The following is a 25,896-nucleotide window of genomic DNA, read 5'->3' on the forward strand; positions in this document are numbered from 1 at the left end:
GGTGTTCCGACGCTATTCCCGATTCACGTCGGCGACGGAAGCTGGGAGTCGGCAATCGGAAAGTGGGAGTCATGTAAGCGGCGCGCCGCTTTTGACTTTCCGACTCCCGATTCCCCATTCCCGATTCCCGTCAGTGACGCGCGGAGCGCGCCACTGATGCCCACCCCGCTGCGCCGCCGCTTGCGCATGGCCCGTCGTGGCGCCTTCTATGGCGCCGCGCTCGTGCTCGTGCTGGTGGCGTTGCTGCTCGCCGCGGCCAGCCAGGTGCTGCCGCTGGCCGAAAGCCATCCCGAGCAGGTCGCGCAGTGGCTGAGCAAGCGCGCCGGGCGGCCGGTCGCGTTCGACAAGGTCGAAACGCAATGGACCCGGCGCGGTCCGCTGCTGCGCCTGGACGGGCTGCGGGTCGGCGAGGGCGCGCAGGCGTTCACCATCGGCGACGCCGAGATGCTGGTGTCGATCTACGCCGGCCTGCTGCCGGGGCAATCGTTTTCCGAATTGCGGCTCAAGGGCCTGGACCTGACCCTGGAGCGCGCCGACGACGGACGCTGGAAGGTGCGCGGTCTGCCGGGGCAGACCCAGACCGACAACAGCGATCCGCTGTCGGCGCTGGAAGGGCTCGGCGAATTGCAGGTGATCGACGGCAAGCTGGCGGTGATCGCGCCGTCGCTCGGGATCGATGCGCGCATTCCCAAGATCGACTTGCGCCTGCGCGTGGACGGGTCGCGCCTGCGCGCGGGTGTGCGCGCGTGGCCGAGTGTCGGTGTCGCCGGGGCACCGTCGACGCCGCTGGACGCGGTGCTGGATTTCGATCGCCGCCGCGGCGACGGCCGCGCCTATGCCGGCGCGACCCGCGCCGATCTGGCCGGCTGGGCGCCGCTGCTCAAGATCGTCGGCATCCGGGTCGAATCCGGGCAGGGCCGCGCCGAGGCCTGGGCCGATCTGCGCGGGCATCTGGTCGCCGCGGTGACCGTGTCGGCCGCGTTGGACCGGGTCGGGTTGCGCGGTGAGCGTCCGGTGCCGGTCAGCAATGGCGCGGCGAATACAGCGCCGGCGAATGTGGCGCCCGCGAACGCAGCATCCACGACGGCTGCCGCGACCGCCGGCGCGACTTCGAACAACGCTTCGAGCGCCACCGCTGCAACATCGGCCGCGGCCCCCGCACCAACTGCAGCGGCGCCGCCCGTTCCCAGCGGCCCCGACCGGGTCGAATTCGAACACGTCGAAACCCTCGCGCACTGGCGCCTGACCGACAACGGCTGGCGCTTCGACGCGCCCACCTTGCGCATCGGCAGCGGCACCAACGTGCAGACCCTCGACGGCCTGGCCGTGGCCGGCGGCGAGCGTTATGCGTTGCGCGCCGACCGCATCGACGCCGGCCCGCTGATCGCGGTCGCCGCGCTCAGCGATGCCGTGCCCGAACGGCTGCGGCACTGGTTCGAAACCGCCAGGCCGCGGGTGTCGCTCAGCGCGATCGCGCTCAACGGACGCCGCGGCGGCCCGATGTTCGCCAGCGCGCGGATCGAGGCGCTGGGCTTCGATGCGGTCGGCACCTCGCCGGGCCTGCAGGGCCTGGCCGGCACGATCGAAGGCGACGCGGACGGCTTCGCGATCGAGCTCGATGAAAATTCGCCGATGCGGTTCGACTGGCCGACCGGCTTCGGCGTGGTCCACACGGTCAAGCTGCAGGGCCGGGTCGGCGGCTGGCGCGAAGGCAACGGCTGGCGCGTGGGCACCACCTCGCTGCGCGTGCGCGGCATCGACACCGACTTCGGCCTGGTCGCGCGCGGCGGGATGTGGTTCCAGAACGACGGCACCCGGCCATGGATCGACATCGCCACCGATCTGGACGACACCCCGGTGCCGGTCGCGAAGGGCTTCTGGATCCGCAACCGGATGTCGCCGAACCTGATCCAATGGCTCGACACCGCGCTGGCCGGCGGCAAGCTGCGCAATGCGCATGCGGTGGTGTCGGGCGATCTCGACGACTGGCCGTTCAACCGCAACAACGGCCTGTTCGAAGCCAGCGCGCATCTCGACGGCGCGGTGGTGAAATTCCAGCCCGAGTGGCCCGCGGTCGACAGCTTGAACGCAGACGTGCGTTTCGTCGCCGACGGTTTCAGCGTCGAAGGCGTGGGCAAGATCGGCGGGGTCGGCATCCGCCGGATCGGCGCGGGCATCGATCACTACAAGGACGGCACCCTCAGCGTCACCGCCGACACCACCGCCGATGCCGCGCAGTTGCAGGCGATGCTCAAGCAAAGCCCGCTGTACAAGGATCAGGCCGACACCCTCGACAACCTGCGCGCGAGCGGCGCGGCGACGGTCGGCTTCGACATGAAGCTGCCGCTGGTCCACGGCGCCACCACCCAGATCGCCGGCACGGTCGACCTGGACAACGCCAAGCTCGCCGATCCGCGCTGGAAGATCGCGTTCGAACAAGTGCGCGGCCGCGCCGAGTACGGACGCGGCGGGTTCCGCGCCGAGGATCTGGCGGTGCTGCACGACGGTGCGCCGGGCAAGCTGTCGCTGCGCGCGGGCGAGAATTTCGTGCGCGATCGCGGCAATGTGTTCGAGGCCGGGCTCGATGCGATGTCGGGCGCGGACGAATTGATCGCGCGCGGGCCGGACGAACTGGCGTGGTTGAAGTCGTATCTCGACGGGCGTTCGTTGTGGACGGTCGGGATTTCGATTCCGAAATCGGTGCATGCGGCGGGAGCGACGAAACCGGGCGCACCGGTGTCGACGCCGGCCTTGTTGCAGCTGCGATCCAACTTGATCGGCACCACCCTGACCCTGCCGCCGCCGTTGAACAAGGCCGCCGGCGCGGCGCTCGCGACCACCATCGAAACGCCGTTGCCGCTGGGCAGCGGCGACGTGCGCGTGGCGCTGGGCAACACCCTGGCGCTGCGCGCGCGCACCACCAACGGCAAGACCGGCGTGCGGGTGGTGCTCGGCGCCAACCGGGTCGACGACCTGCCGCCGGCCAGCGGCCTGGTCGCGACCGGCCGCGCCGACACGCTCGAAGCGATCGACTGGATCGCGATCGCGCGCGGCGGCAGCGGTCCGGGCGAAGGCGTGGCCTTGCAGCGCATCGACGTGACCGCGCAGAAGCTGCAATTGCTCGGCGGCGTATTTCCCAACACCCGGGTGATCGTCGCGCCGGCGCCGCAGGGCGCGACCGCGGTGCGCGCCGAAGGCGCGGCGCTGGAAGGCGCGCTGCTGATTCCCAGCGACGGCGCGATCGCCGGCCGTTTCGCGCGCGTGCACTGGCGCGCGCCGGCCGGCCCGGTCGCGGCGAATCCCACCACCCTCACGCCCGGCAGCAACGGCGTCCACGCCTCCACCGCCGCCGCGGCCAACACCGTGCAGGCCGCGACCAAGCCGGCGCTCGACGACACCATCGACCCGGCCAAGATTCCGGCGCTGACCCTCGACATCGCCGACCTGCACATCGGCGACGCCGCGCTCGGCAACGCCAGCCTGCGCACCCGGCCGACCCCGGCCGGCATGCGCATCGACCAGTTCACCACCCGCGCCGACAAGCAGTCGATCGACGTCAGCGGCGACTGGACCGGCCGCGGCACCGGCGCGCGCACCCATCTGAGCGCCGCGCTCGACAGCGGCGATGTGGGCGCGCTGCTCGGCGGCTTCGGCATCGGCGGCCAGGTCGGCGGCGGCAAGGGCAAGCTCAAGCTCGACGCCGGCTGGCCCGGCAGCCCGGCCGGTTTCGCCCTGGGCACCTTGGAAGGTAGCCTGGTCGTGGACCTGCGCGACGGCCGCCTGATCGAAGTCGATCCCGGCGCCGGCCGCGTGCTCGGCCTGCTCAGCGTGGCGCAGTTGCCGCGCCGGCTGACCCTGGATTTCCGCGACCTGTTCGCCAAGGGGTTCGCCTTCGACCGCGTCGCCGGCACCGTGCGCTTCGGCAACGGCAGCGCGCGCAGCGACAACCTGGTGATCGACGGCCCGGCCGCGGCGATCGCGATCCGCGGCGCCGCCGATCTGCGCGCGCAGAGTTACGACCAGACCATCGAAGTGCGGCCCAAGGCCGCCAACGTGCTGACCGCGGTCGGCGCGCTGGCCGCAGGTCCGGTCGGCGCGGCGATCGGCGCGGCCGCCAACGCGGTGCTGCAAAAGCCGCTGGGCAGCCTGGCTTCGAAGACCTATCGGGTCACCGGGCCGTGGAAAGAGCCCAAGGTCGAAGTGCTGAGCCGGCAGGAAACGCGCGCGGCGAACCCGCCGGGGCCGCCGGCGGGGTAGGGCGGCGATCGCGTGTGGCGACATCCATCGAAATCTCTGTGGGGGCTTCAGGCCCGACGCTTTTGTCTCAGCCGCGATGAAATCCGCTGTGTTGGGCAGGAGAGCTTCGGGGCTAAAGCTCCCTCCCACAAAATGCCTCGCCGGCTTCGAAGTCTCTGTGGGAGGGCCTTCAGGCCCGACGCTTTTGTCTCAGCCGCGATGAAATCCGCTGTGCTGGACAGGAGAGCGTCGGGGCTAAAGCTCCCTCCCACAAAAGACCTCGTGGGCTTCGCCGTCTGTTGTGGGAGGGCCTTCAGGCCCGACGCTTTTGTCTCAGTCGTGATGAAATCCGCTGTGCCGGACAGGAGAGCTTCGGGGCTAAAGCTCCCTCCCACAAAAGACCTCGTGGGCTTCGCCGTCTGTTGTGGGAGGGCCTTCAGGCCCGATGCTTTCGTCTCAGCCGCGATGAAATCCGCGGTGTACCCCAGCCCCGGCCGCAAGGCCGCAGCCACCCGCGCACCTACGCGCCAAGCCCTACATCCCCCAACCCCGCCTGATTGCGCAAGCCGCAGCCATTGATCGACTGCCCGCGCGCCACTATTTCCTGACTGCGAGCGCTCGCTGCGCCCTCCGATTTCCACGGCCGCAAGCCGCCGGAATCGGCCGCGCAGCCCACCCAAGCGCCGCCGGCCCGCCTAAGATGGGCTTTCCGCGTGTTCACCTCTTGCCTGGTTCCCACATGACCCTTCCCCTGCAGATCGCCGAAACCCGCCTCCTCCTGCCCGCCGGGCTGGACGCCGGCGGCCTGGAACGCAGCTTCGGCACCTTGCTCGGGCCGGGCATCGATTTCGGCGACCTGTATTTCCAGCATTCGCGCCGCGAGAGCTGGACGGTCGAGGACGGCATCGTCAAGGACGGCTCGCATTCGATCGAGCAGGGCGTGGGCGTGCGCGCGATCAGCGGCGAGAAGACCGGCTTCGCCTATTCCGACGAGATCAACAGCGACGCGCTGCTCGGCGCGGCCAAGTCGGCGCGCGCGATTGCCCGCGACGGCCGTTCGCAGAACGCGCGCAGTCTGGTCCGCGGCGGCGGACGCTCGCTGTATCCCAGCGACGACCCGATCGATTCGATCGGCAACGAAAGCAAGGTCGAAGCGCTGCGCAAGCTGGACAAGCTGCTGCGCGCGGCCGATCCGCGCGTGCAGCAGGTGGTGGTGAGCCTCAGCGGCACCATGGACACCATCCTGGTCGCGCGCAGCGACGGCGTGCTCGCCGCCGACGTGCGCCCGCTGGTGCGCTTGAACGTGCAGGTGATCGTCGAACACAACGGCCGCCGCGAAAGCGGCTATTCCGGCGGCGGCGGCCGTTACAGCTACGCCGACCTGCTCGCCGGCGACAAACCCGAACAGTTCGCGCGCGAAGCGCTGCGCCAGGCGCTGGTCAATCTCGACGCGGTCGACGCGCCGGCCGGGATCATGCCGGTGGTGCTCGGCTCGGGCTGGCCCGGCGTGCTGCTGCACGAAGCGGTCGGTCACGGCCTGGAAGGCGATTTCAACCGCAAGGGCACCTCGACCTACGCCGGCCGCATGGGCCAGCGCGTCGCCTCGCCCGGCGTCACCATCGTCGACGACGGCACCTTGGAAGGTCGGCGCGGTTCGCTCAACGTCGACGACGAAGGCACGCCGACTAACTGCACCACGCTTATCGAAGACGGCGTGCTGGTCGGTTACATGCAGGACACCCTCAACGCGCGCCTGATGGGCATGACGCCGACCGGCAACGGCCGTCGCGAATCCTTCGCCCATCTGCCGATGCCGCGCATGACCAACACCTACATGCTGGCCGGCAAGGACGATCCCGAAGACATGATCCGTTCGGTCAAGAAGGGCCTGTACGCGGTCAATTTCGGCGGCGGCCAGGTCGACATCACCAGCGGCAAGTACGTGTTCTCGGCGACCGAGGCCTACCTGATCGAGGACGGCAAGATCACCGCGCCGGTCAAGGGCGCGACCCTGATCGGCAACGGCCCGGAAACCATGCAGAAGGTGCGAATGATCGGCCACGATCTGGCGCTCGATGAAGGCGTGGGCGTGTGCGGCAAGGACGGGCAGAGCGTCCCGGTCGGTGTCGGCCAGCCGTCGTTGCTGATCGATGGATTGACGGTGGGCGGCACCAGCGCGTGATGGCGCGTGTGGCGCAAGTGTCCCTTCTCCCGCGAGCGGGAGAAGGTGGCCCGAAGGGCCGGATGAGGGCGTGCGGGATCGCAAGCAACGACGCGATCTGCAACTCCCTCACCCCAACCCCAGCCCGGCCAAAACGCATGGCGTTTGGGCGTTCGCGGGCGCGCGAGCCGGTCGCTCGCAAGCAGCGCCCACTCACCCCGCCAGCGGGAGAGGGGCTACAAAAGCAATCGGTCTCAGTCCTGGCTGTCGTCGGCGAATTCGCCGTCGTCATCGTCGCCCGCATCGCCCGGACCGGCCAACACCGTGCGCAACTCGCGGTACAACTCGCGAAACGCATGCGGCGGCTTGTTGCGCTTGCGTTCTTCCAGCGTGTTGCGCACCAGTTGGCGCAGGCGCTGCCGGTCGGCGCCGGGGTGTTCGTCGAGCAGTTCGGCCAGCGCCGCGTCGCCGTTGTCGAGCAGGCGTTCGCGCCAGGTCTCGATGCGGTGCATCGCGGCGATCTCGCGCCGCGCGGTCTCGCCGTTTTCGTCGAGCGCGTCGCGCAGCGCGTCCATCGCCGCATCGTCCTCGCGGCGCATCTGCTTGGCCAGGAACGCCAGCTGGCGCTTGTGGGCGACGTGCGCGGTGATGCGCTTGCAGTCGCGGATATGCGGCAGCAACGCCTCGGGCACCGGCAGCTTGGCCAGCTGGGCCTCGGTCAGGGACACCAGTTTTTCGCCCAGGGCCAATGTTTCCAGCGCCTCGCGCCGGTTCTGGCTCCGGCTGGGGCTCAGGAATTCGCCGGTTTCCTCATCTCTGCCGCGCATCGCAAAACACCTCGTGTACCGTCAAACTGAACAATATCGCGTCGCAACGACGCCGCTTGCGTTTCCAGCGGCGCCTGCGCGCCACCGCCAACTCGGCGGCGCCCACGCGCCGCGGCACCAAGGATAAGCCATTGAACGTGTTAGCCCCCAGCTCCGGCATCGCGGCCGCCCCGGCCCACACCTTCGCCGACCCCGAAGCGCGCCTGGACGTGCTCGTGGATCTGTCGCAGCGGTTGCTCGCCGCCGCGCGCGCGCGCGGCGCCACCCAGGCCGAAGTGTCGTGCTCGGAAGAGGCCGGCCTCAACGTCAACGTGCGCATGGGCGAGGTCGAAACGGTCGAATCCACCCGCGACCGCGGCATCGCCATGACCGTCTACTTCGGCCAGCGCAAGGGCAGCGCCAGCACCGCCGACCTGCGCGAGGAAAGCCTGGAGGCCACGGTCGAACAGGCCTGCGCGCTGGCCCGCTACACCGAGGACGACGAAGCCGCCGGCCTGGCCGACGCGGCCTTGATGGCGACCGACCTGCGCGATTTCGACACCTGGCATCCGTGGAATATCGATGCCGACCGCGCGATCGAACTGGCGCTGGCCTGCGAAAGCGCCGGCCGCGACTTCGACAAGCGCATCGAGAACAGCGACGGCGCCTCGGTCGGCACCGGCGCCAGCCTGGGCGTCTACGCCAATTCGCACGGCTTCGTCGGCCGCGAGCGCAGCACCCAGCACAGTCTGGGCGTGGCGCTGATCGGCGGCCGCGGCGACAGCATGCAACGCGACGGCTGGTACACCTCGGCGATGGCCGCCGACGAACTCGAAACGGCCGCCAGCGTCGGCCGCAAGGCCGCCGAGCGTACCGTCGCGCGGCTGGCCCCGCGACAGATCGCCACCGGCGAATACCCGGTGCTGTACGCGGCCGAAAGCGCGCGCTCGCTGATCGGCCATCTGCTCGGCGGGATCAGCGGCGGCGCCTTGTACCGGCGCGCGAGTTTCCTGGTCGACAGCGCCGGCACCCAGCTGTTTCCGTCGTGGTTCCGCATCGACGAACAGCCGTTCCTGCGTCGCGGCTACCGTTCGACCTCCTACGACGGCGAAGGCGTGGCCACCCACGAGTCGGCCTTGATCGACGCCGGCGTGCTGCAGCATTACGTGCTCAGCAGCTACTCGGCGCGCAAGCTGGGCCTGCAGACCACCGGCAACGCCGGTGGCGTGCATAACCTGCAGGTCGCGGCCAACGCCGGCGATTACACCTCGCTGCTCAAGCAGATGGGGCGCGGTCTGGTGGTGACCGAACTGATGGGGCAGGGCGTCAATGCGGTGACCGGCGATTACTCGCGCGGCGCGGCCGGCTTCTGGGTCGAGAACGGCGAGCTGCAGTACCCTGTCGACGGCATCACCATCGCCGGCAATCTGCGTTCGATGTTCTCGGCGATCGAAGCGGTCGGCACCGACGTCGACGAGCGCTCGCATGTGCGCACCGGTTCGATATTGATCGGGCGGATGACGGTGGCGGGCGAAAGCGCCGAGGATTGAGCGCGGCGCGAATCGCTGGAATAGGTGAGTGGCTGCGATGGGCGAGTGGGATTGCGATTGCGTTGCGGCGCAATCGGATTGGCGGCGATGCGATCGATCGGGTAAACCCTTGATCGATCTGACGCGTTGTTGCATTCGCATGCGCGAGGTGTCGAGGTCTTTGTGACGCGGCCATAAGCTTCGACTCGTCACGATCGCTGCTTGCCATCGTGTCGAGGCACCGCTTCGACAGTCGGGGCTCAAGCCCCTCCCACAAAAGACCTCGCGGCATTCACCGCGGGAGCCAGACAGCGCGACAATCGGGCAATCAGGCAATCAGGCAACCGCCGACGGCAGCCCGAAGTCTCTTGTGGGAGGGGCTTGAGCCCCGACGCTTTTCGATCCGCAGCGGCGAAAACGTCGGCGCGAGCGGATCACTGACCTGTGCGCGCAAACCCCACTGCAACCGACTTCGAGCCGACCCTCAAGCGCACCGTTTCTTGACCGCAGTTGCGAATCCGCGCCTCGCCGACTGAACAGGCATCGACCCCTGTCAACCCGCCGCATCGTCACCCGTTCTCTGGCCTAGTCCCCGCCCGGAGAGCCCGATGAGCGCAAGCAAGGCCACGGCCGCCAATCGTTTCGGACTCGGCGCACGCCCCGGCGAACTCGACCGGGCCGGCGACGGCCGGCAGATCCTGCTCGCGCAATTGCGCGAGCCGCCGTCGCAGGCGGAATTCCGCGACTTGCCCGGCAGCGCCGCGACCTTGCAGCGCGAATACGAACAACAGCGCGCCAATCGCGCGAACCGAAACGCCGATGCACCGCCGAAGTCGCGCAAGCCAGGCATGGCCGCGTCGTCCGAATCCATGCCGGAATCGACCATGACCGCGCCCGGCACGGACGCCGCATCCGCGCGCCGCCGACGCACCGCCGCCGACCGCGTCGCCTCCACGCCGAACGATCCGGCCGACCGCGAACCGGCCACTCCCGCCGAAGCCCTGCGCCGCGAACTGCGCCGCCAGCAACTGGCCGAGTTCGCCGCGCGCTATCGCCATGCCGCGTCCACCGACGCGCCGTTCGTCGAACGCCTGACCCAGTTCTGGTCGAACCATTTCGCCGTCTCCATCGACAAGGGCAACGCCCGCCTGTACGCCGGATCGATGGAGCGCGAGGCGATCCGGCCGCACGTGCTCGGCCGCTTCGAGGATCTGCTGCTGGCGGTGGAAAGCCATCCGGCGATGCTGCGTTATCTCGACAACGCCGTATCGATCGGCGACGACTCGCGCGCGGCGCAGCGCGCGCAACGCATGGGCGGCGGCAACGGCGACAAGCCGCGGCGAGGGCTCAACGAAAACCTCGCGCGCGAGATCCTCGAACTGCACACCCTCGGCGTCGACGGTGGCTATCGCCAGGACGATGTGATCGAACTCGCGCGCGCGATCACCGGCTGGAGCACGCCGGGCCCGCGCGACGCGCAGACGCTCGATGCCTCGTTCGTGTTCCGCGCCAACGCCCACGAACCCGGCGCGCGCCGAGTGCTCGGCCGCAGCTATGCCGAAGGCGGGGTCGAACAGGGCCGCGCGGTGCTGGCCGATCTGGCCCGGCATCCGGCCACCGCGCGCCATCTGAGTTTCAAGCTCGCGCGTCATTTCGTCGCCGACGAGCCGCCGCCGGCGCTGGTCGAACGCATGGCCCAGGCCTATCTGCGCGACGACGGCGACCTGCGCGCGCTGTACCGCAGCCTGATCGAAAGCGACGAGGCGTGGTCGCCGGCCGCGCGCAAATTCAAGACCCCCAACGATTTCGTGATCTCGGCACTGCGCGCGGGCGAATTGCCGGTCGGCAACGAAGCGCGCGCGCTGATCGGGCTGCTCGCCAGTCTCGGCCAACCGGTGTTCACGCCGCGCTCGCCGGCCGGGTTTCCCGACACCGCGGCCGACTGGAGCAATCCCGACGGCTTGTACAAGCGCATCCAGGCCGCGCAGTTGTTCGCCGCGCGCATCGATGCGCAGGCGTCGACGCCGTATCAGCGCGCCTTGTCGGTGCTCGGCAGCGATGCGGTCAACGGCGACTTCGCGATCGGCCTGCGCCGCGCGGGTTCGGCCAGCGAAGGCTATTCGCTGCTGTTCGCCAGCCCCGCGTTCCAGTGGAGGTGCTGAGATGGACGCGCAACGACGAGGCTTGCTCGCCGCGTTCGGCGCCAGCGCGCTGCTGACGCTGTTTCCCGGCGCCACCCGCGCCGCGACCGGACACGACACGCGTTTGCTGCTGGTGTTGCTGCGCGGCGGCCTGGACGGTCTGCATCTGCTGCCGCCGTACGCCGATCCGGCCTATGCGCGCTTGCGCGGCGAGGGCGCGGTGGACGATCCGATCCGCATCGACGCGAGCTTCGGCCTGCATCCGGCGATGCAGCAGGCGGCGACGATGTACCGGGCACGCGAGTTGATGCCGATCGTGGCGATCGCGCCGCCGTATCGCGAGCGCTCGCATTTCGACGCGCAGGATTGCCTGGAAAACGGCACCGCTTCGCCGACCGGCGCGCGCGACGGCTGGCTCGGCCGCTGCGTGCAGGCGATGCCGGGCGGCGCGGGTTTCGCGGTCGCCGCGGTGATGCCGCTGGCCTTGCGCGGCAGCGAGCGCGCCAGCAACTGGTGGCCGCCGTTGCCCAAGGATGTCGATCCACAGCTGTTGCAGCGATTGCAGCCGCTGTACGCGGCCGATCCGCGCCTGAGCGAAACCTTCGAGCGCTCCACCCACGCCGCGACGATGACGCGCGACGGCAAGGGCGCGTTCGCGCTGCCCGAAGCGATGCGCATCGCCGCGCAGCGCATGAGCGCCGTCGACGGCCCGCGCATCGGCTTCGTCGAGGACAGCGGCTGGGACACGCACCGCAATCAGGCGCCGCTGTTGCAGCGCAAGCTGGCCGAACTCGATCAGGGCCTGGCCGCGGCGCGCGAAGGCTTCGGCGCGGCGTGGCCGCGCACCGTGATCGCGGTGGTCACCGAGTTCGGCCGTACCGCGGCGATCAACGGCACCGGCGGCACCGATCACGGCACCGGCGGCATGGCCCTGCTGTGCGGCGGCGCGGTGCGCGGTGGCCGCATCGGCGGCGACTGGCCGGGCCTGGCCCCGGCGCAACTCAACCAGGGCCGCGATCTGCGCGCGACCCGCGATCTGCGCGGGCTGTTCAAGAGCGTGCTGACCGAACACATCGGTCTGGCCGAATCGGCGGTCGAGTCGCGGGTGTTTCCGGCCAGCCGCGCGGTCGCGCCGATGGCGGGTTGGCGCGCGACGTAGACGGCTTGCGGCTGCGCGTGACTCGAATCCTGCGGTTCGATGACCCGATCCCGGCGGTTTGCGCCGCAACGAGGGCCCGAGCGCCCGCTTGGCCGTCGATGCCGATCTTGCGCGTTCGATCGTTTCGGGCGACGGCGACTGTGACAGCCCGATTGCAAGCGGCGTGCCAAGCCGCCGGTCACGGCCGCCCGGGCATGCCGAACACAGATAAAGTGCGGCAGCCATACCCTATTTACCTTGACAGCATGGACGCTCACGGCCGACAGTGACGCGGTTGGGCAGCCCGGTGCTGGCCCATCGGACTCACATCACGAACAGGAAAGGGGAACAAGGAATGAACGATTTGAACGAACAGGCGTCCGGCAGCAGCGAGGATCGCACCCTGGCGATGATCACCCACCTCTCGGCGATCATCTTCGGCTTCATCGTCCCGCTGATCATCTGGTTGATCAACAAGGACAAGCCGGAGAAGGAATTCCTGACCGATCAGTCCAAGGAAGCGCTGAATTTCACCATCTCGCTGTTCATCGTGTACATCGCGCTGACGGTGCTGTCGTTCGTGACCTTCGGTCTGGCCGGCCTGCTGTCGCCGGTGGTGTGGCTGGTGTCGGTGGTGTTCTTCATCATCGCCGGCCTCAAGGCGAAGGACGGCGTGCGTTACCGCTATCCGCTGACTCTGCGCCTGATCGCCTGAGTCGGACTCAGGATCGCGACCGGTCGCTTGCGGCCGGTCAGGGGGAAAACGAAAAGGGCAGACTTCGGTCTGCCCTTTTTCGTGGCGCATGGAACGCGTTGGTTCGAAATGGGTGCGATGCGGGTGCGGTGGCACAGAGGCGTCGCTGCCGCCAATTGCATGCAGTCAATGCGCGATCTGTGCGAAAAGCGTCGGGGCTCAAGCCCCTCCCACAACAGACCTCGCACTGGCACGCGACGGTGACGAACGTCCGAGGTCGGTGCGGTGTCGCGGCTCAGCGATCGCGTTCGATCGCCAGCTGTCCGAGTGCGCGCAGCGCGTCGGCTCCGCACGAAACGCGTCGGTTCCGAAATGCGTGCGATGCGGGCGCGGTCGTACCGAGGCCGTCGCTGCGCCAATTGCATGCAGGCAATGCGCGATCTGAGCGAAGAGCGTCGGGGCTGAAGCCCCTCCTACAACAGACCTCGCACTGGCGTGCGGGGGCGATGGAGTCCTAGGTCGGCGCGGCTTCGCGGCTCAGCGATCGCGTTCGATCGCCAGCCGGCCGAGTGCGCGCAGCGCATCGGCGCCCTGGCCGAACGGTTCCAGCGCGGCGTCCATCGCGCGCGCCAGTTCGTCCAGGCGCGCGCGCGAGGCGTCCAGGCCGATCAGCGCGGGGAAGGTCGACTTGTCCTGGGCCGCGTCCTTGCCGGCGGTCTTGCCGAGGGTCTGGCTGTCGCCTTCGACATCGAGGATGTCGTCGCGGACCTGGAAGGCCAGTCCCAGCGCCTGCGCGTAACGGTCCAGGGCGTCCAGGGCGGCGGCGTCGGCGTGGCCGCACAGCGCGCCCATGCGCACGCTGGCGCGGATCAGCGCGCCGGTCTTGAGCGAATGCAGATGCTCCAGCGCGGCCACGTCGAGTTGCACGCCGGTGCCGGTGGCGTCGATGTCGAGCGCCTGGCCGCCGCACATGCCGGCCACGCCCGCGGCCTGGGCCAGGGTGCGCAGCAGGGCGACGCGGGTGGCGTCGTCGCTGTCGGTGTCGGCCAGCACGGCGAACGCCAGCGATTGCAGCGCGTCGCCGGCGAGGATCGCGGTGGCTTCGTCGAAGGCCACGTGGACGGTCGGCTGGCCGCGGCGCAGGGCGTCGTCGTCCATCGCCGGCAGGTCGTCGTGGACCAGCGAATAGGCGTGGATCAGTTCGACCGCGGTGGCCGGCGCGTCGAGCACCGCCGGCGCGACCTCGAACAGCGCGCCGGCGGCATGCACCAGCAGCGGGCGCATGCGCTTGCCGCCGAGCAGCACCGCATGGCGCATCGCCTGGTGCAGGCGCTGCGGCGCGGTGTCGGAGGCGGGCAGTGCGTGGGTGAGCGCGCGGTCGGCGCGCTCGCGCCATTGACTCAGCCGGTCGTCCAGCCCGGCCGCCTCACGCATCGACTTCGCTGCCCGGCGGGCCGGCATTGCCGAACGGCTCGGCGCTGGCCGGTTCCTGCGGGTCGGTGAGCAGGCGCACGCGCAGTTCGGCCTGTTCCAGCGCGGACTGGCAGCGGCGGTACAGACCCACGCCGCGCTCATAGGCGGCGAGCGAATCTTCCAGGCTCATCTCGCCGTGTTCCATCTTCTCGACCAGTTGCTCCAGGGCATCGAGCGACTGTTCGAAATCGGCGACCGGCGAGGCTTCGGTGGGGGTTTTACGAGGCATGGGGGAAGTGTGCGGCGGGGGCGGGGCGGGGTCAATGCGGCGGGGGCGCGCAGGGGTGGAAGGGCTTGGGTTGGTGTGTTTTCTCTTTGGGAGGCTTGGGTTGTTTGAAGTCGCCGTTGCCGCGCAGGCGGGTTCTGCTTTGGTTCTGCGGAGTAGGGTATCTAAGAGACTTCAGCGTCATCCCACGAGAACGTCATTCCCGCGAACGCGGGAATCCAGAGACTTCAAGCGTTCTCGCACGAAAGGCCCTGGATTCCCGCCTTCGCGGGAATGACGATCTGGGGGGATGACGTCGAAATGAGACGACTGCGACGTCCGCGGGAACAAATAAGCGCGATTCGCGCAGGAGGGAAAAAAACAAAAAAAAAAAAAAAAAAAAAAAAAAAAAAAAAAAAAAAAAAAAAAAAAAAATAAAAAAAAAAAAAAAAAAAAAAAAAAAAAAACAAAAAAAAAAATAAAAAAAAAAAAAAAAAAAAAGAAAAAAAAAAAAAAAAAAAAAAAAAAAAAAAAAAAAAAAAAAAAAAAAAAAAAAAAAAAAAAAAAAAAAAAAAAAAACAAAAAAAAAAAATAAAAAAAAAAAAAAAAAAAAAAAAAAAAAAAAAAAAAAAAAAAAAAAAAAAAAAAAAAAAAAAAAAAAAAATAAAAAAAAAAAAAAAAAAAAAAAACAATAAAAAAAAAAAAAAAAAAAAAACAAAAAAAAAAAAAAAAAAAAAAAAAAAAAAAAAAAAAAAAAAACAAAAAAAAAAATAAAAAAACAAATAAGCGCGATTCGCGCAGGAACAACGGATCGCTATGCGCGCAGGGAATTGCAGAGCGCGCTACGTGCAGAAACAACGGACGCCGATGCGTGTATTGAGCCAAGAACGTAGCGGGCAATCCTGCTCGCCACTGAAAATTCAACCCTCCACCAACGTCAACCGCCCCCCACGCCCCCGCAGCCACGCATCCATCCGCGCCGACACCGCCACATCGCCCACCGCCAGCACTTCGCCCTGCGCCGAGCTGAGCAACGGCAACCGGCGCCGCTCCCACGGCGGCACGCCCAGGTCCTGCAGCACCTTGCGCAGCATGTGGCCGTGCGCGCGGCCGGGCAGCACGATGCGTTCGCCGCCGCGCCGCGCATGCACCACGCCGGGCGCATCGAAGGCGTCGGCGCCTTCGAGCCGCCACTCGCCGCCGTCGGGCAGGGCCAGCGGCGTGCGTCCGTCCCAGGGCGCCTGCCACTCCATCGCCAGCGCCGGTCGCTGCATCTGTGCGTGCAGCAAGTCGCGCCAGGCGTGCACCACCGCGCCCTGCCAGGCGAATTCGGCTTCGGCGTCGGCGCGCGCGTCGAGCAATTGCGATTCGATCTGGATCACGCCCTGGGTCGGCAGCGCAGGCAAGCCCAGGCCGGCGATCCAGCGCCGCAGCACCCGTGCGCGCCGCGCGACCGGCAGGCTGCGCAAGGCTGCGCGCGACAGCGCCTGCGGATCGAGACTGCGCACGCCGGCCAGGGCCAGCGCATCTTCCTCGTCGAGCAGGCGTTCGGACTCGCCGGCCAAGCGCGCCGACAGGGCGAAACTCGCATCCGCCTGCGGCCAGCGCTCGCGCAACAAGGGCATGACCCGGTTGCGCAGGAAATTGCGGTCGTAGCGATCGTCGTCGTTGCTGGGATCGTCGATCCAGCGCAGGCCGTGGCGGTGCGCATAGGCGAGCAATGCGCTGCGCGGCACCGACAACAGCGGCCGCCACAGCCGGCCTTCGCCGCAGGCGCGCCACGGCGTCATCGACGCCAGCCCGGTCGAACCCGAGCCGCGCAGCAGCCGCAGCAGCAGGGTTTCGGCCTGATCGTCGCGGTGATGGGCCAGGATCAGGGTTTCGCCGGCGCCCAGGCCGGCCTCGAACGCGGCATGACGCGCGCGCCGCGCCGCCGCTTCCGGGCCGTCGCCCGCGTCGCGCGCAACCGACACCCGCGAAACGGTCAATTCCAGGTCACTCAGGCGGCACAAATCCTGGCAATGCCGCGCCCAGTCGTCGGCCTGCGCATGCAAGCCATGATGCACGTGCCACGCCCGCAGACCTTGCCGCCGCGCCTGCGGCAACGCCGCCAAGGCGTGCAGCAGCACGCTCGAATCCAGCCCGCCGCTGTAGCCCACGCACAACGGCGTGGCCGGCAGTTCGCGCAGCGCGGCGGCGATCGCATCGAAGTTTGATACCGACATGCCGGCATGGTGCCACGACCGCGGGACGCAGCAACCCATGGATGATGCTGCGCACGCGCTGGGCCGCCATTACCTTGACTTCTCCTTGGGTAATGCAGAGAACGCGTCGTGTCCCGGCTTTTCGCTCCGCTGTCGCAACGCTCCTTGACCTTGCGCAACCGCCTGGTGGTTTCGCCGATGTGCCAGTACTCGGCCGTGGATGGCGTGCCGAACAATTGGCACCTGGTTCACCTGGGCAGCCGCGCGGTCGGCGGCGCCGGCCTGGTCATGACCGAGGCCTGCGCGGTCTCGCCGCAGGCGCGTATTTCCCCGGCCGACACCGGCCTGTGGAATGCCGCGCAGGCCGAGGCCTGGCATCGCATCAGTTGCTTCCTGCGCTCGCGCGAAGCCGCGGTCGGCGTGCAGCTGGCGCACGCCGGGCGCAAGGCCAGCGTCGCGGCGCCGTGGCTCGGCGGCAAGGGCGTGGCCGCGCAGGACGGGGGCTGGACCCCGGTGGCGCCGTCGGCGCTCGCGTTCGGCGAGGATTCGCCGCAGCCGCGCGCGCTGGAGCCGATCGACATCCGCAACGTGATCGACGATTTCGCCGCGGCCGCGCAGCGCGCGCTCGACGCGTGTTTCCAGCTGGTCGAGATCCACGCCGCGCACGGTTATCTGCTGCATCAGTTCCTGTCGCCGTTGTCGAACCAACGCGAGGACCGTTACGGCGGCAGCTTCGAAAACCGCACCCGTCTGCTGCGCGAGGTGCTGGTCGCGGTGCGCGAGGTGTGGCCCGAACGCCTGCCGTTGTGGCTGCGCATTTCCGCGACCGACTGGGCCGACGGCGGCTGGGATATCGAACAGAGCGTCGAGCTGGCGCGAATCGTCAAGGACCTCGGCGTCGACCTGATCGACGTGTCCAGCGGCGGCCTGGTGCCGCATGTGCGCATTCCGGTCGAGCCGGGGTATCAGGTGCCGTTCTCGGCGCGCATCCGTCGCGAGGCCGGCATCGCCACCGGCGCGGTAGGCTTGATCACCCGCGCCGCGCAGGCCGAGAAGATCGTCGCCGACGAAGAGGCCGACGTGGTGCTGCTCGCGCGCGAGCTGCTGCGCGATCCGTATTTCCCACTGCGCGCCGCGCACGAGTTGGGCGCGAACGTGCATGTGCCGGAGCAGTATCAGCGGGCGTGGTGAGCGTGCAGCTGAGATGCTCGCTCAGTACTTTCTTGTGCAGGCCAGCTGCTTCATTCGGGTCAGATCGGCGTCGGGATCGCGCAGGTTGACGGTGTAGTCGGTCTTGAGCATCAAGCGCACATAAGCCCGACGGAATTCGTCGGGCTTGCAGGCCGGGTCGTAGTACGAGGCGCTCATCGAAATCACGAGCAGCGCGGCGGTTTCCGATGGAGTCAGCCGCGCCGCGGGCCGATCGAAATAGAACTGCGCGGCGTGCTCCAGCCCTTTGGCTTGGAGGCCAAAACTTGCCGAGTCGAGAATCGAGTCGATGATGCGTTTGGCCGGCCATTCCTGGCTCAGGCGGCTGGCGATCGACATCTCCATGAACCGCCAACGATTCGAATGGCGCCTGAGCGCTTCTGCATTGCCAGCGCCGTCTTTGGCGATACGGCGTGGTTCGGCGGAGGCGATCAGCGAAAACGAAATATCGCTTGCGGCAACCCTCAGCACCCGGGCATCCGGCGGATCCATGCAGGCCGCATCGTGGCCGGTATCGGCGTCGCTCATCTTCCACACAAGCAAACACCGCAACCCGTGCCCGAGGCCCGCGAGCGGCATGCCGACGCTGCTCAATCGCCTGATCCGGATTTCGCCCTGGCCACCGTGCTGCGCCCATAGCAATGCACGCGCATGGTCTGGGTATTCCTGGCGCGGCGCCGGCAATGATTTGGGCAGGTCGTACGCGCCGTACCAATAAACGCCCTGAAGCAGCAGGAAGAACAGGGCGACGACGGTCGCCAGCACCGCGGCGATTCGCTTGAGCAGGACGTCCATGTCCGTGTTTGCCTAGAAGCTCAGGCGGCTTCGTACGCGCCGTAACCGCGCAACCGCTCATAACGCCGTTGCAGCAGTTCGTTGACCGGCACGTTCTCCAGCGCGTCGATCTCGTTGAGCAACACCGCCTTCAAGCGCGTGGCCATCTGCTTCGGGTTGCGATGCGCGCCGCCGATCGGTTCGCGCACGATCTTGTCGATCAGGCCCAGCTCGTGCAGGCGCTTGGCGGTCAGGCCGAGCTGTTCGGCCGCGTCCTTGGCCTTCTCGGCGGTCTTCCACAGGATCGAGGCGCAGCCTTCGGGCGTGATCACCGAGTAGGTGCTGTACTCGAGCATCAAGGTGCGATCGCCGACGCCGATCGCCAGCGCGCCGCCGGAACCGCCTTCGCCGATCACGGTGCAGATCACCGGGATCTTCAGCTCGGCCATTTCCAGCAGGTTGCGCGCGATCGCCTCGGACTGGCCGCGTTCCTCGGCGTCGATGCCGGGCCAAGCGCCGGCGGTGTCGATGAAGGTGATCAGCGGCAGGCCGAAGCGCTCGGCCAGCTTCATCAGGCGCAGCGCCTTGCGGTAGCCCTCCGGACGCGGCATGCCGAAGTTGCGCTTGATCTTGCTCTTGGTGTCGCGGCCCTTCTGGTGGCCGACGATGACCACGCTGCGACCGGCGATGCGGCCCAGGCCGCCGACGATGGCTTTGTCGTCGGCGAAGGCGCGGTCGCCGGCCAGTTCCTGGAACTCGTCGCACATCACCCGGATGTAATCGAGGGTGTAGGGACGGGCCGGATGGCGCGCCAACTGCGAAATCTGCCAGGACGAGAGGTCACGGAAAATCTGCGCGGTGCGCAGGCGCAGCTTGTCCTGCAGGGCGTGGATTTCGGCGTCGATGTCGACGGCCGGGCCGCTGCTGGCGTGGCGCAGCTCCTGGATCTTGGCTTCCAGGTCGGCGATGGGCTGCTCGAAGTCGAGGTAATTCGGATTCATTCGGGGGCCGTGGGCCTTGGTCAACGGACAGTCTAGCCCAGAGGGGTGGACCGTACCGAGGGGGATGGCAGAGTCTGGAAGAGAAGCGGATCAAGCTGCTTCTCCCGCTGGTGGGAGAAGGACGGTTTCGATGGGAGGCGCTTCGATCGGGTTGGGGAGGATCAGCTCCTTCTCCCGCTTGCGGGAGAAGGTTGGGATGAGGGCGCTTTGGCTTGCTCGCGGCTGGAGTCTGTCGCACCGGGCTGGCCCTCACCCCGGCCCTCTCCCGCAAGCGGGAGAGGGAGGTGCAAGCCGCGATCTCAATTCGCCCAGGGCTTGCCCAAGGTCAACCGCACCGCCTTCACCCCAGGCTGCGACCGCAGCAGTCCGACCAGGTCCGCGTCCACACGCACCGACTGCGGGCCGTTGAGGTCGAGCATGCCGGCCGCGCCCTGGCGCAGCAGGTCCAGGCGGATCGGGGTCGGGCCGGGGCGCTGTTTGGCCAGCAGCGCGTCCACGCGTTGCCAGGTGCCCGGCACGCGCAGGTCCAGGCGCAGGGCCAGGCGTTGCGCGTGCTTGGCGCAGATCTGCGCGTAGTCCCAGCAGCGCGCCGCGCGCAGGGCGAAGCCGCCGCTGAAGGCGTCCTCGCGCAGGCCGCCCTGGATCACCAACAGGCGGTCGCGCGCCAGCATCGAGGCGAATTCGCTGTAGGTCTCGGAGAAGAACGCGCACTCCAGGCGGCCGCGGCCGTCCTCGATCTGCACGAACATCTGGCTGTCGCCCTTCTTGCGCAGGCCGACGACCTGGCCGGCGACGATCATGTCGAGTTCCGGACGCCAGCCGCTGCGCGCGCTTTCCGGACGCTTTTCCCAGATCGTTTCGAGTTCGCCCAGGTCCATGCCGACCAGCCCGCGCAATTCGTCGCGATACGGATCGAAGGGATGGCCGCTGAGGTAGTGGCCCAGGGTCTCGCGCTCGCCGTGCAGGATCTGGCTCAGCGGCCATTCGTTGGCTTGCGGCAGGTCCAGGTGCAGCGCCGGCGCGGCGGTTTCGAAACCGCCGAACAGCGAGACCTGGCCGGCGGCGCGTTCCTTGGCCAACTGGTCGGTGACCTTGAGCACTTCGGGCAACTGCAGCATCAGGCTGGCGCGGTTCGGCCCCAGGCCGTCGAGCGCGCCTGCGTGAGTCAACGCTTCCATCGCCCGGCGATTGAGCTTGCCGGTGTCCACGCGCTTGCAGAAATCCAGCAAGTCCACGAACGGACCGGCGCGGCGCGCATCGACGATCGCCTCGCACACGCCGCGGCCGACGCCCTTCACCGCGCCGATGCCGTAACGGATGGTGGTGGCGTCGATCGCCTCGAACATGTAGTCCGATTCGTTGACGTGCGGCGGCAGGACCGTGAGGCCCATGACCCGCGCTTCGTCGAGGAAGTTGACCACCTTGTCGGTGTTGTCCATGTCCGACGAACACGTCGCGGACATGAATTCGGCGGGATAGTGACGCTTCAGCCAGCCCGTTTGGTACGCGACCAGCGCATACGCGGCCGAGTGCGACTTGTTGAAGCCGTACTCGGCGAACTTCTCCATCAAGTCGAAGATCGGGCTGGCCTGCTTGGCCGGGATGTTGCGCTCGGCGCAGCCGGCCTCGAACTTGGCGCGCTCCTTCGCCATTTCTTCGGGCTTCTTCTTGCCCATCGCGCGGCGCAGCATGTCCGCGCCGCCGAGCGAATAGCCGGCCAGGACCTGGGCGATCTGCATCACCTGTTCCTGGTACACGATCACGCCGTAGGTCGGCCCCAGCACCGGCTCGAGCGAGTCGTGCGGATAGGTGACCTCGGCATTGCCGTGCTTGCGGTCGACCCAGTCCTTGTCCATCCCCGAGCCCAGCGGGCCGGGACGGAACAACGCGGCCAGCGCGATGATGTCTTCGAAGGTGTCGGGCTTGGCGCGCTTGAGCAGCTCGCGCATGCCGCGCGATTCGAACTGGAACACCGCGACCGTGTCGCCGCGCGCGAACAGTTCGTAGGTGGGCTTGTCGGTCAGCTCCAGCGCGGTGATGTCGAGCGGTTCGTGCCCTTCCTTGGCGCGGCGCTTGTTGATCGCGCGCACGGCCCAATCGATGATCGTGAGCGTGCGCAGGCCGAGGAAGTCGAACTTGACCAGGCCGACGGCTTCGACGTCGTCCTTGTCGAATTGCGTGACGGGACTTTTGCCGCGGCCTTCGCCGTCGTGTTCGGCGAACAGCGGGCAGAAGTCCGACAGCGGGCTCGGCGCGATCACCACGCCGCCGGCGTGCTTGCCGGCGTTGCGGGTCAGGTCTTCGAGTTCGCGCGCCAGATCGAGCAGGTCGCGCACATCGTCTTCGCTGCGATAGCGCGCGATCAGTTCGCTGGACGCGAGTTCCGGGTTCTTGGTCGCCGCCTCGGATTCGCCGAGCGCGTCGTCGAGCGAGATGCCCAGGGTCAGCGGGATCAGCTTGGCGATGCCGTCGACGAAACCGTAGGGATGGCCGAGCACGCGGCCGGCGTCGCGCACCACCGCCTTGGCCGCCATGGTGCCGTAGGTGATGATCTGCGAGACGCGGTCGCGGCCGTACTTGCGCGCGACGTAGTCGATGACTTCGTCGCGGCGGTCCATGCAGAAGTCGATGTCGAAGTCGGGCATCGACACGCGTTCGGGATTGAGGAATCGCTCGAACAGCAGGTCGTACGGCAACGGGTCCAGATCGGTGATGCCCAGCGCCCAGGCCACCAGCGAACCGGCGCCCGAACCGCGGCCCGGGCCGACCGGGATCTCGTGATCCTTGGCCCAGTTGATGAAGTCCGCGACGATCAGGAAGTAACCGGGGAACCCCATCTTGATGATGACGTCGAGTTCGGTTTCCAGGCGCTCGTCGTAGATCTGCCGGGTCTTGCCCGGCGCGATCGGATTTTTTTCCAGCCGCTTGATCAGGCCCTCGCGCGATTGCGCGCGCAGCCACGACTCGATGGTGTGATCGTCGGGCACCGGGAAATCCGGCAGCGCGTATTCGCCGAGTTTGAGCTCGACGTTGCAGCGCGTCGCCAGCGCCAGCGCGTTGTCGATCGCGTCGGGCACGTCGGCGAACAGCTCGCGCATTTCCTCGCTGGACTTGAGGTATTGCTCGGCGCTGTAGTCGCGCGGGCGCTTGGGATCGTCGAGCACGCGGCCCGAAGCGATGCACACGCGCGCCTCGTGCGCCTCGAAGCCTTCGGCGTCGAGGAAGCGCGCGTCGTTGCTGGCGATCAGCGGCAGGCCGCGCTTGCCGGCGGCCTGGATGGCGAAGGCGTTGAACAGTTCCTCGCCGTCGCGCTGGGTGCGGGTGATTTCCAGATGCAGGCGGTCGCCGAACACGCCCTGCCAGTCGACCAGCCAGGCGTGGGCGAGTTCGTGGCGGTTGGTCGCGGCCAGGCGTCCGCCGAGGCTGTGGCGGCCCGCCAGGCAGAACAGGCCGGCGTTGTCCTCGCGCAGCCATTCCGGCCGCAGCACCACGCCTTCGGTGCGGTGGCCTTCCATCCAGGCGCGGCTGAGCAGGCGCGACAGGGTCAGGTAGCCGCCGCGATCGCGGCACAGCAGGGTCAGGCGCGAGGCGGCTTCGTTGCCGTCGGCCAGATGCACGTCGGCGCCGATGATCGGCTTGATCCCGGCGCCTTCGCAGGTCTTGTAGAACTTGACCGCGGCGAACAGGTTGTCGAAGTCGGTCAGCGCGACGGCCGGCTGGCCGAGCGCGACGCAGCGTTTGACCAGATCGCCGATGCGGATCGTCGAGTCGGCCAGCGAGTACTCGCTGTGCAGGTGGAGATGAACGAATGGAGCGGACATGCGTACCGGTTCTGCGGCCGTGCCGGAGGAGACTCAAGCCGTGATCGGCAAGCGGCGTGCGAGCCGGCTTGCAGGGTATCAGCCCGGCGGCCCGGGACAAGCCTTGACAGGTCGGGATTGGCGCCGCGGCGGCGATTCGGGCTCGTGGCGAAAAGCCCGGGGTCGCGTGATTGCGCGGATCTCGGGTTGAGCAGGCGCCGCTGCGGCGGCGCGCTGATCGGTAGCGAATCAATTCTCCTGCGTGATTGCGACTGCACGCCGATCCGCTGCGAATGTGTTCCCCGCTGCGAATCTGTTCCCGCTGCGAATCTGTTCCCCCCTTTGAAAAAGGGGGGCTAGGGGGGATTTGCTTTTGCTCGCACTGCGAAGAGCCAAAGCAAAAGCCAATCCCCCGCGCTGCAACGACGGTTCAGGCATCGGGCTTGCGCCGGGCGCTGGCCCCTTTGTCAAAGGGGGCGAGTTGACGCGCCTGTGTTCCCCCCTTTGAAAAAGGGGGGCTAGGGGGGATTTGCTTTTTACTCGCGCTGCGAAGAGCTAAAGCAAAAGCAAATCCCCCGCGCTGCAACGACGGTTCAGGCATCGGGCTTGCGCCGGGCGCTGGCCCCCTTTGTCAAAGGGGGCGAATTGATGCGCCTGTGTTCCCCCCTTTGAAAAAGGGGGGCTAGGGGGGGATTTGCTTTTGCTCGCGCTGCGAAGAGCCAAAGCAAAAGCCAATCCCCCGCGCCGCAACGACGGTTCAGACATCGGGCTTGCGCCGGGCGCTGGCCCCCTTTGTCAAAGGGGGCGAGTTGATGCGGTTTCGAGCGGGCGAGGTTGCGAACGCGAGCGCGATGGATCGACGCTGGCGTTCGATCTGCGTTCGATCCGCTTTGCGAGGACCAACGCAATTCGTCTTGCGCATCACGCCACCCGAAACACCGGCTCCGGCGTGCGCCCATTGACGTAATGGCTGTCGCTGACCCGCGCCTGATGTTGCAGCAAGGCCAGTTCGGCCAAGCGATCGCGCACCCACGCCGCGCGCTGCTGCGCCGCATCGCCGGCGGGATGTTCGATCCGCCGGTACGCGCAGAAATCGCGGAAATCCTCGGCTTCGGCGGCGAACGCCGGCCAGGCCAGTTCGATCAGCAGCACGTCGTCGAGCAGGCCGAGCAAGGGCACGCGGTCGGGAATCAGGTCCTCGCCGTCGTCGACGTAGGCGAACAGCTGATCCAGGCGCCGGCGCAGGGCCGGATCGCAGTCCCAGGCTTCGTCGGCGGCCATCGCGCGCAGGTCCTGCAGGCATTGCAGGCGTTCATCGATCACCCGCCGCGCTTCGCTCGCGGGCAACGCGGCGAGCCAGCCGGCCAGGCGTTGCAGGCGCGAGGCGTCGACGCGCGCGGCATCGGGGTTGAGTTCGTGGACCAGGGCGTCGAACGCGGCGATCGCCGCCGGGGTGATCGCCATCGCCGGCTCGTACGGCTGCACGTAGCGCGGCAGCGCGCTGTCGCGTTCGAACGGCAGCGGTTCGGGCGTCGGGGTGGGATGAGGCATGCGCATGGAACACCTCGCGTCCGGCCGATGGATGGCGGCGGTACGTGTCGCGGGCCGGGAGGGCGACGCGGACCGGTACGGAGTCACGCTGCGACTGTGGGCTTGCGCAAGTGTGAGCGCGAGCGCTTGAAGTCGCTGTGACCCATGGCACGGGTCGCGCGTTCAGCCGACCAAGGGTCGCGGCGAATGGAACTCGCCGGTGGCATGCACCGCGTAACCGACGCTTGGAACATCGGCCGCGCGGCCGCGGCCAGCGCTCAGGACATCGGCCGCGCAGGCCGCGGTCTGATCCTCAAAACAGCGGCAGATTCTCCAGCGCGACCCGCACCGGGGTGAAGCTGCGCCGGTGATGCACGCAGGGGCCGTGCTGGCTCAGCGCGGCCAGGTGGGCGGCGGTCGGGTAGCCCTTGTGCTGGTCGAAGCCGTAATGCGGGAAGCGTTCGTGCAGGCTGCACATGGCGCGGTCGCGCGCGACCTTGGCCAGGATCGAGGCGGCCATGATCGACGGCTCCAGCGCGTCGCCGCCGACCAGCGCTTCGCCGCGGCAGGGCAGGCCCTTGGGCAGGTGGTTGCCGTCGATCCGGACCAGGTCGGCCTGCGGCGCCAGCGCCACCACCGCGCGGCACATGCCGAGCATGGTCGCCTGGAAGATGTTGACCCGGTCGATCTCCTCGACCTCGACGAATTCGATCCGCCAGGCCAGCGCGCGTTCAAGGATCAGCGGATACAGCGCCTCGCGCCGGGCGTGGCTGAGTTTCTTGGAATCGTCCAGGCCGTCGATCTTGCGGCGCGGGTTCAAGATCACCGCGGCGACCGAAACCGGGCCGGCCAACGGGCCGCGTCCGGCTTCGTCGACGCCGGCGATCAGGCGCGGCCTGGCGCGCGCTGGGCGTGCCGCGGCGTCGGCCGGGCGCTGCGGCTCGGCGGGCGGTGCATCCGGCGGTGAAAACAGGCTGTCCACGGTCTGATCGGGC

General features: G+C 67.7%; 16 protein-coding genes. 7 read left to right on the forward strand and 9 right to left on the reverse strand.

Annotation, left to right across the window (positions count from 1 at the left end):
* The first annotated feature begins 156 nt into the window (after positions 1-156).
* Both KME82_RS08370 and tldD read left to right on the forward strand, forming a co-directional pair.
* A complete protein-coding gene (locus KME82_RS08370; protein WP_215498099.1) occupies positions 157-4,257 on the forward strand; it encodes a YhdP family protein in 4,101 nt (1,366 codons plus the stop codon).
* 718 nt (positions 4,258-4,975) lie between these two features.
* Positions 4,976-6,418, forward strand: a complete 1,443-nt coding sequence (tldD, locus tag KME82_RS08375) for a metalloprotease TldD (protein WP_215498100.1) — start codon at positions 4,976-4,978, stop codon at positions 6,416-6,418.
* Positions 6,419-6,651: 233 nt separating this feature from the next.
* Here tldD and yjgA read toward each other — a convergent pair whose 3' ends face one another.
* The gene (gene yjgA, locus KME82_RS08380) at positions 6,652-7,224 is read right to left on the reverse strand and encodes a ribosome biogenesis factor YjgA (RefSeq protein WP_215498101.1); all 573 of its coding nucleotides are present in this window, start codon (positions 7,222-7,224) and stop codon (positions 6,652-6,654) included.
* A 131-nt stretch (positions 7,225-7,355) separates the two neighbouring features.
* On the opposite strand from yjgA, the gene pmbA reads away from it, so the two are divergent.
* The 4 genes from pmbA (at position 7,356) to KME82_RS08400 (ending at position 12,726) form a co-directional block, all read left to right on the forward strand.
* Entirely contained in the window at positions 7,356-8,753 is a 1,398-nt protein-coding gene (gene pmbA, locus KME82_RS08385) for a metalloprotease PmbA (RefSeq protein WP_430538806.1), read from the forward strand.
* 587 nt (positions 8,754-9,340) lie between these two features.
* A complete protein-coding gene (locus KME82_RS08390) occupies positions 9,341-10,894 on the forward strand; it encodes a DUF1800 domain-containing protein (RefSeq protein WP_215498103.1) in 1,554 nt (517 codons plus the stop codon).
* Between the two features lies 1 nt (position 10,895).
* Positions 10,896-12,032: a DUF1501 domain-containing protein gene (locus tag KME82_RS08395; RefSeq protein WP_215498104.1), complete on the forward strand. Its 1,137-nt coding sequence runs from the start codon at positions 10,896-10,898 to the stop codon at positions 12,030-12,032.
* Between the two features lie 334 nt (positions 12,033-12,366).
* Positions 12,367-12,726: a DUF4870 domain-containing protein gene (locus tag KME82_RS08400; protein ID WP_215498105.1), complete on the forward strand. Its 360-nt coding sequence runs from the start codon at positions 12,367-12,369 to the stop codon at positions 12,724-12,726.
* A gap of 516 nt (positions 12,727-13,242) precedes the next feature.
* Here the strand turns inward: KME82_RS08400 and ispA are convergent.
* The 3 genes from ispA to tilS all read right to left on the reverse strand — a co-directional run bounded on the left by ispA (position 13,243) and on the right by tilS (position 16,608).
* A complete protein-coding gene (gene ispA / locus KME82_RS08405) occupies positions 13,243-14,139 on the reverse strand; it encodes a (2E,6E)-farnesyl diphosphate synthase (protein ID WP_215498106.1) in 897 nt (298 codons plus the stop codon).
* The gene (locus tag KME82_RS08410; protein WP_036113678.1) at positions 14,132-14,407 is read right to left on the reverse strand and encodes an exodeoxyribonuclease VII small subunit; all 276 of its coding nucleotides are present in this window, start codon (positions 14,405-14,407) and stop codon (positions 14,132-14,134) included. The genes ispA and KME82_RS08410 overlap by 8 nt, the downstream gene beginning before the upstream one ends.
* 896 nt (positions 14,408-15,303) lie before the next feature.
* Positions 15,304-16,608, reverse strand: coding sequence for a tRNA lysidine(34) synthetase TilS (gene tilS, locus KME82_RS08415; protein ID WP_215498107.1), 1,305 nt, complete (start codon positions 16,606-16,608; stop codon positions 15,304-15,306).
* A 108-nt stretch (positions 16,609-16,716) separates the two neighbouring features.
* On the opposite strand from tilS, the gene KME82_RS08420 reads away from it, so the two are divergent.
* Positions 16,717-17,778, forward strand: a complete 1,062-nt coding sequence (locus tag KME82_RS08420) for an NADH:flavin oxidoreductase/NADH oxidase (protein ID WP_215498108.1) — start codon at positions 16,717-16,719, stop codon at positions 17,776-17,778.
* A gap of 21 nt (positions 17,779-17,799) precedes the next feature.
* Here KME82_RS08420 and KME82_RS08425 read toward each other — a convergent pair whose 3' ends face one another.
* From KME82_RS08425 to rnhB, 5 genes are all read right to left on the reverse strand, one after another.
* Positions 17,800-18,591 carry a transglycosylase domain-containing protein gene (locus tag KME82_RS08425; RefSeq protein WP_215498109.1) on the reverse strand — a complete coding sequence of 264 codons (792 nt, stop codon included), beginning with the start codon at positions 18,589-18,591 and terminating at the stop codon, positions 17,800-17,802.
* A 20-nt stretch (positions 18,592-18,611) separates the two neighbouring features.
* Positions 18,612-19,571, reverse strand: coding sequence for an acetyl-CoA carboxylase carboxyltransferase subunit alpha (locus tag KME82_RS08430; protein WP_215498110.1), 960 nt, complete (start codon positions 19,569-19,571; stop codon positions 18,612-18,614).
* 299 nt (positions 19,572-19,870) lie between these two features.
* Positions 19,871-23,392 carry a DNA polymerase III subunit alpha gene (dnaE, locus tag KME82_RS08435; protein ID WP_215498111.1) on the reverse strand — a complete coding sequence of 1,174 codons (3,522 nt, stop codon included), beginning with the start codon at positions 23,390-23,392 and terminating at the stop codon, positions 19,871-19,873.
* Positions 23,393-24,292: 900 nt separating this feature from the next.
* Positions 24,293-24,922 carry a hypothetical protein gene (locus KME82_RS08440; protein WP_215498112.1) on the reverse strand — a complete coding sequence of 210 codons (630 nt, stop codon included), beginning with the start codon at positions 24,920-24,922 and terminating at the stop codon, positions 24,293-24,295.
* Between the two features lie 292 nt (positions 24,923-25,214).
* On the reverse strand, positions 25,215-25,790 hold the full coding sequence (gene rnhB, locus KME82_RS08445) for a ribonuclease HII (RefSeq protein WP_252255778.1): 576 nt from the start codon (positions 25,788-25,790) through the stop codon (positions 25,215-25,217).
* Positions 25,791-25,896: the final 106 nt, after the last annotated feature.

The organism is Lysobacter capsici (assembly GCF_018732085.1).
Lineage (GTDB): Bacteria > Pseudomonadota > Gammaproteobacteria > Xanthomonadales > Xanthomonadaceae > Lysobacter > Lysobacter capsici_A.

Bases quoted from the DNA above. Each gene is read 5' to 3' on its own strand.
- KME82_RS08370 (WP_215498099.1), top strand. From the start codon at position 157: ATGCCCACCCCGCTGCGCCGCCGCTTGCGCATGGCCCGTCGTGGCGCC.
- tldD (WP_215498100.1), top strand. From the start codon at position 4,976: ATGACCCTTCCCCTGCAGATCGCCGAAACCCGCCTCCTCCTGCCCGCC.
- yjgA (WP_215498101.1), bottom strand. From the start codon at position 7,224: ATGCGCGGCAGAGATGAGGAAACCGGCGAATTCCTGAGCCCCAGCCGG.
- KME82_RS08390 (WP_215498103.1), top strand. From the start codon at position 9,341: ATGAGCGCAAGCAAGGCCACGGCCGCCAATCGTTTCGGACTCGGCGCA.
- KME82_RS08395 (WP_215498104.1), top strand. From the start codon at position 10,896: ATGGACGCGCAACGACGAGGCTTGCTCGCCGCGTTCGGCGCCAGCGCG.
- KME82_RS08400 (WP_215498105.1), top strand. From the start codon at position 12,367: ATGAACGATTTGAACGAACAGGCGTCCGGCAGCAGCGAGGATCGCACC.
- ispA (WP_215498106.1), bottom strand. From the start codon at position 14,139: ATGCGTGAGGCGGCCGGGCTGGACGACCGGCTGAGTCAATGGCGCGAG.
- KME82_RS08410 (WP_036113678.1), bottom strand. From the start codon at position 14,407: ATGCCTCGTAAAACCCCCACCGAAGCCTCGCCGGTCGCCGATTTCGAA.
- tilS (WP_215498107.1), bottom strand. From the start codon at position 16,608: ATGTCGGTATCAAACTTCGATGCGATCGCCGCCGCGCTGCGCGAACTG.
- KME82_RS08425 (WP_215498109.1), bottom strand. From the start codon at position 18,591: ATGGACGTCCTGCTCAAGCGAATCGCCGCGGTGCTGGCGACCGTCGTC.
- KME82_RS08430 (WP_215498110.1), bottom strand. From the start codon at position 19,571: ATGAATCCGAATTACCTCGACTTCGAGCAGCCCATCGCCGACCTGGAA.
- dnaE (WP_215498111.1), bottom strand. From the start codon at position 23,392: ATGTCCGCTCCATTCGTTCATCTCCACCTGCACAGCGAGTACTCGCTG.
- KME82_RS08440 (WP_215498112.1), bottom strand. From the start codon at position 24,922: ATGCCTCATCCCACCCCGACGCCCGAACCGCTGCCGTTCGAACGCGAC.